The organism is Rothia sp. ND6WE1A (assembly GCF_001683935.1).
GTDB classification, from domain to species: Bacteria; Actinomycetota; Actinomycetes; order Actinomycetales; family Micrococcaceae; genus Rothia; species Rothia amarae.
Genome location: NZ_LXTU01000054.1, coordinates 71,382 through 82,662, shown reverse-complemented (window position 1 = coordinate 82,662; position 11,281 = coordinate 71,382). Strand labels below are relative to the sequence as shown.

At 52.5% G+C, this 11,281-nt stretch carries 10 protein-coding genes; 6 read left to right on the top strand and 4 right to left on the bottom strand.

The features are described from left to right. Both A7E48_RS11395 and A7E48_RS07220 read right to left on the bottom strand, forming a co-directional pair. A partial coding sequence (locus A7E48_RS11395; protein WP_233126025.1) for a hypothetical protein occupies window positions 1–308 on the bottom strand: 308 nt, incomplete at its 3' end. Between the two features lie 257 nt (window positions 309–565). Next, entirely contained in the window at window positions 566–2,782 is a 2,217-nt protein-coding gene (locus A7E48_RS07220; protein WP_068171474.1) for an NADP-dependent isocitrate dehydrogenase, read from the bottom strand. Window positions 2,783–2,975: 193 nt separating this feature from the next. Between A7E48_RS07220 and A7E48_RS07215 the strand changes: the two genes are divergently transcribed. The 4 genes from A7E48_RS07215 (at window position 2,976) to A7E48_RS07200 (ending at window position 7,681) form a co-directional block, all read left to right on the top strand. Beyond that, complete coding sequence (locus A7E48_RS07215) at window positions 2,976–3,365, top strand: DUF488 domain-containing protein (RefSeq protein ID WP_068171472.1); 390 nt, start codon at window positions 2,976–2,978, stop codon at window positions 3,363–3,365. Window positions 3,366–3,395: 30 nt separating this feature from the next. Next, window positions 3,396–4,394, top strand: coding sequence for a TIGR00730 family Rossman fold protein (locus A7E48_RS11390; protein WP_083147271.1), 999 nt, complete (start codon window positions 3,396–3,398; stop codon window positions 4,392–4,394). 40 nt (window positions 4,395–4,434) lie between these two features. Further along, window positions 4,435–5,385 carry a VOC family protein gene (locus A7E48_RS07205; protein WP_233126024.1) on the top strand — a complete coding sequence of 317 codons (951 nt, stop codon included), beginning with the start codon at window positions 4,435–4,437 and terminating at the stop codon, window positions 5,383–5,385. A gap of 211 nt (window positions 5,386–5,596) precedes the next feature. Beyond that, entirely contained in the window at window positions 5,597–7,681 is a 2,085-nt protein-coding gene (locus A7E48_RS07200; RefSeq protein WP_083147270.1) for a S9 family peptidase, read from the top strand. A gap of 6 nt (window positions 7,682–7,687) precedes the next feature. On the opposite strand, the gene A7E48_RS07195 is transcribed toward A7E48_RS07200, so the two are convergent. Beyond that, complete coding sequence (locus A7E48_RS07195) at window positions 7,688–8,152, bottom strand: hypothetical protein (protein ID WP_068171465.1); 465 nt, start codon at window positions 8,150–8,152, stop codon at window positions 7,688–7,690. Window positions 8,153–8,187: 35 nt separating this feature from the next. Between A7E48_RS07195 and A7E48_RS07190 the strand changes: the two genes are divergently transcribed. Together A7E48_RS07190 and A7E48_RS07185 are read left to right on the top strand one after the other, a co-directional pair. Next, a complete protein-coding gene (locus A7E48_RS07190; protein WP_083147269.1) occupies window positions 8,188–8,868 on the top strand; it encodes a hypothetical protein in 681 nt (226 codons plus the stop codon). Between the two features lie 3 nt (window positions 8,869–8,871). Next, window positions 8,872–9,363: a DUF805 domain-containing protein gene (locus A7E48_RS07185; protein ID WP_068171462.1), complete on the top strand. Its 492-nt coding sequence runs from the start codon at window positions 8,872–8,874 to the stop codon at window positions 9,361–9,363. A 147-nt stretch (window positions 9,364–9,510) separates the two neighbouring features. Here the strand turns inward: A7E48_RS07185 and pgi are convergent, their stop codons facing one another. Further along, window positions 9,511–11,187, bottom strand: coding sequence for a glucose-6-phosphate isomerase (pgi, locus tag A7E48_RS07180; RefSeq protein ID WP_068171460.1), 1,677 nt, complete (start codon window positions 11,185–11,187; stop codon window positions 9,511–9,513). Window positions 11,188–11,281 lie beyond the last annotated feature (94 nt).

Below are 11,281 nucleotides of genomic sequence, written 5' to 3'. Positions count from 1 at the left end.
TAACCATAACTGTGGCTTGTTACCTTGATGACCCAATTAACTTTATCTAGTATATTTATTAATATAGTTTGGTCGAGGTAAGGTGAGATGTTATCTTCGAAAAAACTGGTTAACATTTTTTCTATCAAATCAGAATTTTCTTTGCTAGTTATTGTAGGACAGGTTTTTCCCTCATAAGTAATATCTAGTGATTGAATAGGTTTTTTCTCGAGAAGCCCGAGTGGTATCAAATAGGATTCTAGATCATTATCATATTGTTTCGAAATTGTTCTCATTGCAATAGAATTAGTTGGCGGAGTGCAGTCCACGGAAATTTTTCTTTTATTGGAGAAAATCGAACTATCGAAACTAATAACTTCGTTGGTTCTATGAACCCATTGTGAGTTAGAAAGGATTATGTCAGCTAGAGTCTGCCCTAATGTGAGCTGAAGGGGCGGATGGGATGAGTGGTTAATTGTTGAAATTTTTTGGCTTTTTTTAGCATAATTACCAATATTCAGAAACAAGCCGTGGTGATGCCTGGAAGGCTATCACCACAGCGTGTTTAAAACCTAGGATGTTATAATTATAATTCAGCCACAATCTCATTCAGCTTTGCCGACGGGCGCATCGCTGCGTCTGCCTTCTCATCTGAGGGCTTGTAGTAGCCGCCCAGCTCAACCGCTGAACCCTGAACACCGAGCAGCTCGGCGTTGATTGCGTCCTCGTTTTCAGCCAGAGCCTTCGCAATCGGTGCGAACTTCTCAGCCAACTCAGCATTATCCTTCTGGTTAGCCAATTCCTCAGCCCAGTACTTCGCCAAGTAGAAGTGCGAACCGCGGTTGTCGATCTCGCCCACCTTGCGTGAAGGGGACTTGTTCTCGTTCAAGAACGTACCGGTTGCGGCGTCCAAAGTATCTGCAAGAACCTGAGCCGCCGCGTTGTCGTTGGTCCTAGCCAAGTGCTCGAAAGAAGCTGCCAAAGCCAAGAACTCACCGAGTGAATCCCAGCGCAAGTGGTTCTCTTCGACCAGCTGCTGAACGTGTTTAGGCGCAGAACCACCCGCACCGGTCTCGAACAGACCACCGCCGTTAATCAAAGGAACAATCGAGAGCATCTTTGCAGAAGTACCCAGTTCCAAAATGGGGAAGAGGTCAGTGTTGTAGTCACGCAACACGTTACCGGTTACTGAAATGGTGTCCTCACCCTTGCGGATGCGCTCAATCGAGAACTTAGTTGCCTCGATGGGGGAGAGGATACGGATATCCAAACCTTCGGTGTCGTGCTCGGGTAGGTACTTGTTGACCTTTTCAATGAGGTTACGGTCGTGAGCGCGGGACTCATCCAACCAGAAAACGGCGGGAGTTTCAGACGCGCGGGCGCGAGTCACAGCGAGCTTGACCCAGTCCTGAACAGGGATGTCCTTGGTCTGGCATGCGCGCCAGATGTCGCCAGCCTGAACGTCGTGTTCAATGAGAACATCACCAGCGGAGTTTACAACCTGAACCTTACCCTGAGTTGCAATCTCGAAGGTCTTATCGTGTGAGCCGTACTCTTCAGCCTTCTGCGCCATCAAACCAACGTTAGGGACAGTGCCCATGGTGGTGGGATCGAACGCGCCGTTCTTCTTGCAGTCATCAATTACTGCCTGGTAGATGCCAGCGTAGGAAGAATCGGGAAGCACAGCCAGGGTATCCTGCTCTTCGCCATCCTTGTTCCACATGTGACCGGAGGAGCGAATCATTGCGGGCATGGATGCATCCACAATAACGTCGGAGGGAACGTGCAGGTTAGTGATTCCCTTGTCGGAGTTCACCATTGCCAAAGCGGGACCTTCTGCCAGACCCTTCTCGATTTCCGCACGTACGCCGTCCTGAATATCAGCGGGTAGGGAATCAATGCCGGAAAGGATGGCGCCCAAGCCGTTGTTGCCATTCAGACCTGCTGCTTCAAGCTGCTCACCGTACTTAGAGAAGAGGGAGGGGAAGAACGCGCGAACCACGTGACCGAAGATGATGGGGTCAGATACCTTCATCATGGTTGCCTTCAGATGCACGGAGAAGAGCACTCCGGTTTCCTTGGCAAGAGCAATTTCGTTCTTGAGGAACTCATCGAGTGCTTCAACGTTCATGAAAGTGCCATCGACGATTTCGCCGGCAAGAACGGGTAGCGACTCCTTCAGAACAGTGACGTCGCCATTAGCGGCAATGTGCTGAATCTTCAGAGTATCGTCTGACTCCATCACAACTGACTTCTCGTTATCGCGGAAATCAGCCTTGCCCATGGTGGCAACAGAAGTCTTAGAATCGGCAGACCAAGCACCCATGGAGTGGGGGTTCTTGCGAGCAAAGTTCTTTACAGACAGGGGAGCGCGGCGGTCAGAGTTACCTTCACGCAGAACGGGGTTCACAGCCGAACCCTTCACACGGTCGTAGCGTGCGCGCACGTCCTTATCTTTGTCGTCCTTGATTTCCTCGGGGTAATCAGGAATCGCATAACCGGCAGCCTGCAGTTCCGCTACAGCAGCTTTGAGCTGGGGAACCGATGCCGAAATGTTGGGAAGCTTGATGATGTTAGCTTCAGGAGTCTTAGCCAATTCGCCCAGCTCTGCCAGGGCATCAGCAACTTTCTGATCTTCTTCCAGATAATCAGGGAACTGGGCAAGAATACGACCTGCAAGGGAAATGTCGCGGGTTTCTACCTCAATACCGGCGCTTGCTGCAAACGCTTCAACAATGGGCTTGAAGGAATAAGTGGCGAGCAAAGGTGCTTCATCGGTGTGGGTGTAAATAATCTTTGACATTGAGAAACTCTCCCAAAATAGGCGTCTATGTTCTCATCTAGAATACCCTCCTGTGCCTGCCACCACAGAATACTTAGCGTGGAATGAACCTTATCTTTTGTTTTATGACGGTTTGTGAGAGGGGATCTGGCGCAGTTTTTGCGCTCGTGAGAGTCTAGTAAAGACATCAAGCCGGCAAAGCCGAGGAGAAATCATGAAGATTCACATCAAACGCATCTTTGAAGATAAGGCACAGGGCGACGGTACGCGCATTCTCGTGGACCGCATCTGGCCCCGCGGAATCAAGAAAGAAGACGCCGAAATCGACGACTGGGCGAAAGATCTAGCTCCTTCGACTGAGGCTCGCAAAGACTTCAACCACGATCCCGATAAATTTGAAGAATTCGCAGAGCGCTATGAGCAGGAGCTCGAACAGAGCGACGAGGCACAGGATTACATCGACAAACTCAAGGCTGACAAGCCCCTAAACCTCACGCTCCTTTTTGCCGCCAAAGATACCGAACATAACCACGCGCTCGTCCTGCAGAAGTATCTGCAAAAACACATCGCTGAAGCCTCTTTGGGTAACCGCCCGAAGGGGTAAAGCTAAACAAGGGGGCATATAGTTAACCCCATGGCTTCTTTTATATGTGTCTCTGCCGTCGTCTTTCGGAACGAATCGGGAGAAGTACTTACTGTGCGAAAGCGCGGAACAACCGGTTTTATGCTTCCGGGGGGGAAACCCGAAGAGGGAGAGGGCGCCGCAGCTACCGCACTTCGAGAAGTATATGAAGAACTGAACCTCAAACTCACCAAAGACGATATCGAATACATGGGTACCTATGTTGCTCCTGCCCTGAACGAGGCAGGTTTTGAGGTGCGTGCTCACGTTTTCGAATGGCAGCCCGCCGACATGGGATCTTTTGAGATGCTCCGCGACCTGAGCCCTGCCGCCGAAATCGAAGAGGTACTGTGGGTTCACCCTGAAACTGGCGACCACCACAATCAGGCTCCTCTGAATACTGAGTGCGTTTTTCGCAAGCTGGAGAAAATGCCGCTACAAATTGAGGAGCCGGCGGCAAAACATAGTCAACCCCAGAAAGCTTTAGCTGTGTTCTTGGGGTCGTCGCAGGGCAATGACCCTCGATTTTCTCAGGTTGCCCGCGAGCTAGGTGGCGCTCTAGCGGAAAACAATATTGCACTGGTCTACGGCGGTGGACGCACGGGTCTCATGGGTGAGCTCGCCAACGGCGCGCACGAAGGTGGCGGCACGGTCTATGGCATTATTCCCCGTTTTATGGTGGAAAAAGAGAAAGCGCATACTGGTATTTCTAACCTGGAAATCGTGCGCGACATGCACGAGCGTAAAGCCCGTATGGCGAACCTTGCCGATGCATTTGTGGCTCTGCCGGGTGGTCCGGGAACGCTAGAAGAATTTTTTGAGGTGTGGACGTGGAACTATCTGCAAATTCACCGTAAGCCCGTTATTTTGCTCAATGTTGATGGTTTCTGGGATCCATTGCTCGCCATGATTTCTTCAATGCAGGATGCGGGTTTTGTGAATCCCGTGTATATGGAGAAGCTCAAAGTAGTGGATTCAGTGGAAGGCTTGATGAATCTCTTGTCAAAATAATACTTGAAGCGTAAAGTAATCAATCAAGAAGAAACTTTACGTGGAAAGTATATCAATGTTTGGTATCAACCAAGAATCTACCCCGACAGAAAACAAGCTCCCCGCTCTGACCACCATGGGCGCCGTGCGTCTGCGCGTCAAAGACATGAACGCCGTCTACGACTTCTACACCAAGGGAGTTGGTCTCTATGAAATCAACTCATCCAACGGCGAAGTGATGCTCGGGCTTGAAGATCACGATGAACAGGGCAACCCCGTTGAGCGAGTCATCTTGATTCTCGAACATGACCCCGAACTGCGCCACCCCTCGCGCACCGACGCCGGTCTGTTCCACACCGCAGTTCTGTTCCCCACCAAAGCAGAGCTTTCGAAGTCATTGGTGAGCACCCTCAACAAGTACCAGGAGCTGTACACTGGCGCCGGCGAGCACCTCGTGAGCCAGGCCTTCTACTTCGCAGACCCCGAGGGCAACGGCGTGGAACTCTACTGGGACCGCCCCCGCGAGGAATGGACATGGTTAAATGGCGAAGTTCGCATGGATACCCTCTACATTGACCCCATCCAGTTCATCCGCGAAAACCTCACCGAAGAAGAAATCGTGAAGGCTGCTACTTCCACCGATCCACTGGGGCTAACCGGCACCATCGGTCACGTTCACCTACAGGTGGGCGATACCGCCGTCGCTCAGAACTTCTACGTCAAAGCACTGGGCTTTGACCGCACCTTGGGCATGGGCAACCAGGCTCTGTTCGTTTCCGCAGGTGGCTACCACCACCACATGGCAATGAACATCTGGAACTCTCGCGGTGCAGGACCCCGCGACAAGACCCTGGGTCTCGGCATCGTCAATCTGCAGCTCCCCGGCCAGGAATCCATCGCCCAGGCAGCTGACCGCCTCAAATTCCACGGCATCAAGAGCGAATTCGACGGCAACGCACTGCGCGTGAACGACCCCTGGAACAACACGCTGATTCTCAACCCCACAGCATAAAATGGGGCAGAAGTCGAAGAGCTCGGCAAGCACAGCAGTAAGGTGAACTGGCTGGGTCTGGCATGAATCGCCTTTGTGAGCGCTAGAGAACCAGGCGAGAAGGTTAGTTCACCGTTGCTGTGCTTGCCGAGCGGCTATATTGACAATTCGTGCCCGCCTCACATATTGAGCCGGGCGCGCGTGTTTTGCGGTGGCTCTGTACTCTAGTGCCATGATAGAAAACACTTACTTGGACCAGCTCATCGGTGCTGCACGCATCACCGACCTCACCGCTAACCGCAACGGGGACGTCGTCGCCAGCGTCAGCACGCTATCTTCTGACGGTTCCAGGTACCGCAATCAACTTTTTTCCATGGGTGTGGCGGGGGAGAACTTCTCTTATTGGCCGCTGAGTGCCTCTGATTCTGGCGCCCAGCTACTGGCGCTGTCGGCTGCCGGTGAAATTTATTTCAGCCTGGATAAAGAAATCGACGGTGCAGAATTCGACTGCGAAAAGGGCGTCTATAGTCTGCCCCGCCGCGGTGAACCTCAGCTTGCTTTCACTTTTCCGGGCGGAATCGACCATTTAGAGGTGCGTGGCCGTGCATCCGGCGAGCTATTCATCTTCTCTGCCGATGCCGTGGACCGCGATTTTGAAAGCGCAGCTCAGCTTATCGACGATCGCAAGAAGCAGGGCGTGAGCGCTGTATTGCACGATGAATTCCCCACCCGATTCTGGGATAAAGACAAAGGAATCGGCGAAAAGGCGCTGTTCGTCAAAGAACTGGACAAGCGAATTCGCCGCATTGAACTTCCCTCTGGCGTACTCACCGATTTCACGGTGGACCGCACCGGACGCCGTGCGATGGTCAACATTAAACGTGAATTACGCGGTGTGCATGAACGGAACCATATTTTTCTAGTGGACCTCTTCGGTAAAGAAGAAACGGTTCTTCTATGCGAGGGTAACGAGCGAGAATCTTTTGAGGTAGCAAATTTCAGCCCCTCAGACCGCCGTGCTTTCATCTATCGCCACAGTCACTGGTTGCAAGATCAAACCATGAAAGTGGAACTCTGCATCTATGATTTCGAAAAGAAAGAGCTAACTACTCAGCTCTGCGACCAGGATATATGGGTCACTAAAGCGGTTTGGATTGACGACAATAATTTTGCGGCGGTAGCTGACTATCAGGGTGCTTCAGCTATTTTCCGCTCGGTCGTTGACGGCGAATCCAAGCAACTGACCGACGACCAAAACAACTACTCATCGCTCAATTATTCACGAGGGCGTTTGGTGGCTCTGTGCGATAACCACCAGCAGGCGCCGTATCCGGTGCGGATTAACGACGACACCGGCGCGGTGAGCGATTTTCCCGACGCACCTTTGGACAAATTTACCGCTCCCGGGCGTCTAGAAAAACTCACCACGGTGGTGGAAGACGGAACACCCATAACCTCCTGGCTGGCTCTACCTGAACATTCTGACGGACCCTTGCCCCTGGTGGTTTTCGCTCACGGTGGCCCTTGGGGCTCGTGGAATGCCTGGACCTACCGCTGGAATCCCTGGGTATTCACCGAGGCTGGGTTTGCCGTCCTTCTTCCCGATCCCGGTATATCCACCGGTTACGGTCAACAGATGATTGAACGAGGCGGTCACTCCATTGGCGCCGAACCTTATGCCGACATCATGGCGGTCATCGACGACGTCGTACAGCGCGAAGATATTGACGGCGAACGCATGGCGTTTATGGGCGGTTCTTACGGCGGGTACATGACGAACTGGGTAGCCGGTCAGCAGGGCGAAAGGTTTAAGTGCTATGTCACCCATGCTTCGATTTGGAACCAGGAGCACATGTACTTCACCACCGATAACGGTGGGTGGCACGAGTGGATGTGGGAATCGGAGGATAACGTTCGCAATACCTACTCACCGCATCAGTTCGCACAGAATATTCAAGCGCCCATGCTGGTGATTCACGGCGATAAAGACTACCGTGTTCCCATCAGCCAGGCGCACATGCTGTGGTTTGACCTCAAGCGCTATTCATCGCATTTAGACCATAAATTCCTGTATTTTCCCGACGAAGGTCACTGGATTCTGAAACCGGGTAACTCAAAGATTTGGTACCAAACCGTGCTGGCATTTTTGAAAAAGCATGTGATGGGTGAAGAATTTGAGGCTCCACGTTTGTTGGGTAATCCCCACCCTCAGGGGCGGTATCAGAAGCCGGAGGAACAGGTGGCAACGTCCATGCTGCCCATCATTCAGCCGGTTCCTGAATTTTTGCCGGAACATCAGTCTGGCAAGGACGAATAGAGGGGACTAGATGCCGGCGGGGTCGCGGTGTTTGCGATAGTTCTGGAATCTCTTGATGAGGTTGATGGTGGGGGTAATGTGCACAATTAGCCATACGGGCGCTACTACAATCACCAGCATGTAGAGAACTCGGAATAATGAGGACACCGCATCCCCGCCGGTGTGCACCACCGACGCCATCCACACCATCAAAGTGAACATTAGTACGGTAGAGACCACAGCGTAGCTCATGCCCCACACCAGTTCTGCGGTGCTGGAATAAGCCCGCGAATTTAGATACAGGTGAAAATACCGATAGATACCCTGAAAAAGATTGGCATCTTCTTGCGCAGGAACACGGGGCTTGTTCTCTGATTGGATGTCCTCATCCTCATCGAAACCATCCACCGATACAGCTCCTAAATCGTCCTGAGTAGGAGCATCATAGGTATAGAGACGGTTTAAGCGGTGGGGCTGTTCAGTTGAAGACATAGGGGTAACTTTACCTAAAGGAAGGAAAGTTCGCAGTGACTCAGAAAGCACCTCAATCCATGCGTGTTTTGCTCACCTACTTTGGCGCTTTTGAGGGTGTGCCGGTGAATCCTACTGATCGGTTGGCTCATGCGGTGCACGCTCACTGTGAGGAGCATCCCGAGTGGGCAGTGGAAGTTATTCTTCAAGAGTTACCCGTTGTCTTTGGTGAGTCGGCACGACGGTTGAATGAAACCATAGCCGCCGAAACACCTGATGCAGTCATTGCCTTGGGTGTAGCGGTGGGGCGGAATAAGGTCAGTTTAGAGCGTGTAGCCATAAACCTGGATGATGCGCGAATCGCAGATACTGAGGGCATTCAGCGCAAAGATTCTCCCATCGTGGCAGACGCACCTGCCGCCTATTTTTCCACGTTGCCCACACGCACCGTCGTTGAAAAAGCTCAGGCACTGAATCTGCCTGCAGAGCTGAGTTACACCGCAGGAACCTACGTGTGCAACCATGTTTTTTATTCGCTGATGCACGCGGTTGCCGGCACAACTATTCCAGCCGGGTTTATCCATGTTCCTGCCTTGGAATTTAAAACAGAACCACAAAATCAACTCGTTGCCCATGTGGACGTCGGGGGAGTAGAAGGCACAGCAATACCTACTATTTCGGTAGAAGAAGCGAAGCAAATTATTACTCTTGCCATCCTAGAAATTTCTGAAAGGTAAACCATGACTCAGAACCACTTTCCGCCACCGACGCCTTACTCGTATGTTCCGCAGCCGCGTCCGTCGGTGTCCTTCAAACAAGCTATGCGCAACAACAAAAGGTACCTGTGGCATTTCAGCGGACGAGCCTCCCGGAGCGAATTTTGGAAGCCCTGGGGACTGTGGGTAGCGGTGTGCATCCTGCCTCTTATCGCGGGTTATATCGGTTGGATAGCGATTGTTTTTAATATGGGCTCACAACCAGGTTCTGCTTTCGCTAGTTTTGTCCTGATTTATTTCTTGGTCTACGCCTTTTTGGTTTTTGCGCTGGGAATTACCTTCACTCTGATGACGCTTTCCCTGGGCTGGCGTAGGTTGCAGGACGCCGGCTTCCCTGGCGCTCTGTGGCTATTAAATTTCATCGGGATAGGCATAGTGCCCTTGGTGATGTGCATGATGCCGGCATCGCATAACGGGTTGAGCTACGACGGCCCGCAAGACTTTAACCGTCCGTAAGTTTTGAGGCTGAAGTTGTAGATACGAAAAGTGACCGGCATCGATGACCGGTCGCTTATCTAAGCCACGCCTTTTACAATACTGCCGCGGGCAGCCCCGTCACAGCCGAGGCTGTGACGGGGCGCCAGGCGTATACCGTGAAGACTTCTACTTACGTTGATTGAGGTAGAAACCGATGAGGTTCTGAGTGGAAGAATCTTGTTCAGCGAGAACTTCACGGTTTCCCGCTACAGCAGGTGCTAGCTGTTGAGCGAGCTGCTTGCCGAGTTCCACGCCCCACTGGTCGAAGGAGTCGATACCCCACACAACGCCCTGTACGAAGGTGATGTGTTCGTAGAGTGCAATGAGCTGCCCCAGCACGGAAGGCGTGAGCTTGGACGCCATGATGGACGTCGTCGGGCGGTTGCCCGTAAAGACGCGGGCGGGAACGATTGCTTCATCGGTGCCTTCGGCGCGAACCTCATCTGCGGTTTTGCCAAAGGCTAGTGCTTTCGTCTGGGCAAAGAAGTTTGCCAGGAAAAGCTCGTGAACGTCCTGGTCGCCGTCTTTGGTGGCGTGTACCGGGTTGGCGAACGCAATGAAGTCGGCAGGGATGATGCGAGTTCCCTGGTGGATGAGCTGGTAGAAGGCATGCTGACCGTTGGTGCCGGGTTCTCCCCAGAAAACTTCACCGGTGTTGTAGATAACCGGTTTACCTTCGGCGGTGACTCCCTTGCCGTTGGATTCCATGGTGAGCTGCTGTAGGTAGGCAGGGAAGCGGTGCAGGTACTGGTCATAGGGGAGTACCGCGTGCGTTTCAGCGCCGAGGAAGTTGACGTTCCAAATATTCAGCAGACCCATGAGCGCTGGAACATTTTCTTCAAGAGATGCGGTGCGGAAGTGCTCGTCCATGGCGTGAAAGCCAGCGAGGAATTCTTCAAAGACGTCGGGACCCAGCACAATCGCCAGAGAAGTACCGATGGCTGAGTCGACGGAGTAGCGACCGCCTACCCAGTTCCAGAAACCAAAAGCGTTCTCGGGGTCGATGCCGAAGTCCTTGACCTTATCGAGTGCGGTGGAAACGGCAATAAAGTGGGACGCTACAGCGTCGTTTTCTTCTTTACCCTCGAGCGCACCGTTCTCGCGGAGGGAATCGAGAAGCCACTGACGGCACACTCGGGCGTTGGTGAGAGTCTCTAGCGTTCCGAAGGTCTTTGAAGCCACAATGAAGAGCGTGGTTTCGGGGTCCAAATCAGCTACGGTCTCTGCGGCGTCGGTGGGGTCGATATTAGAGATAAAGCGTGCTTCTAGGCCGTCCTGCGCGTAGGGCTTGAGAGCTTCGTAGACCATGACCGGACCCAAGTCTGAGCCACCAATACCGATATTCACTACGGTTTCAATCTTCTTGCCGGTGATACCGGTCCACTCACCGGAGCGCACGCGGTCGGCGAAATCATACATACGACCGAGTACTTCTTGCACATCGGCATCAACGTTCTGACCATCTACCTGAAGTTCTGGGGAAATATCAGAGGGACGGCGCAGCGCAGTATGCAGTACAGCGCGATCTTCGGTCACGTTGATATGTTCACCGGAGAACATCGCCGCACGGCGTTCATCGAGCTTAACCTCGGCTGCAAGTTTCTTCAGCGATTCGAGAATTTCGGTGTTGATGAGGTTCTTCGAGAGGTCAACGAGCAAATCTGCAGCCTCGAATGTGAAGCGTTCTGCACGCTTAGAATCTTCTGCAAACCAACCGCGCAGATCAGGCTTGAGATTCTTGCTGTGCTCATTTAACTCAGCCCAAGCGGATGTGGTCGTGGGATCAACAATATTTTTAGTCATGGCTTAATTTTCCCACTCGTGTGCCAACGATGCCAGCTCTAGCACAAGATGACAGGCAGGTTTATTCTCCGGGTTACTCCTACCACCAGGGGCA

What these genes read in the sequence shown, in the direction of transcription:
- A7E48_RS07220 (WP_068171474.1), bottom strand. Translation starts at nt 2,782, where the DNA reads ATGTCAAAGATTATTTACACCCACACCGATGAAGCACCTTTGCTCGCC.
- A7E48_RS07215 (WP_068171472.1), top strand. Translation starts at nt 2,976, where the DNA reads ATGAAGATTCACATCAAACGCATCTTTGAAGATAAGGCACAGGGCGAC.
- A7E48_RS11390 (WP_083147271.1), top strand. Translation starts at nt 3,396, where the DNA reads ATGGCTTCTTTTATATGTGTCTCTGCCGTCGTCTTTCGGAACGAATCG.
- A7E48_RS07200 (WP_083147270.1), top strand. Translation starts at nt 5,597, where the DNA reads ATGATAGAAAACACTTACTTGGACCAGCTCATCGGTGCTGCACGCATC.
- A7E48_RS07195 (WP_068171465.1), bottom strand. Translation starts at nt 8,152, where the DNA reads ATGTCTTCAACTGAACAGCCCCACCGCTTAAACCGTCTCTATACCTAT.
- A7E48_RS07185 (WP_068171462.1), top strand. Translation starts at nt 8,872, where the DNA reads ATGACTCAGAACCACTTTCCGCCACCGACGCCTTACTCGTATGTTCCG.
- pgi (WP_068171460.1), bottom strand. Translation starts at nt 11,187, where the DNA reads ATGACTAAAAATATTGTTGATCCCACGACCACATCCGCTTGGGCTGAG.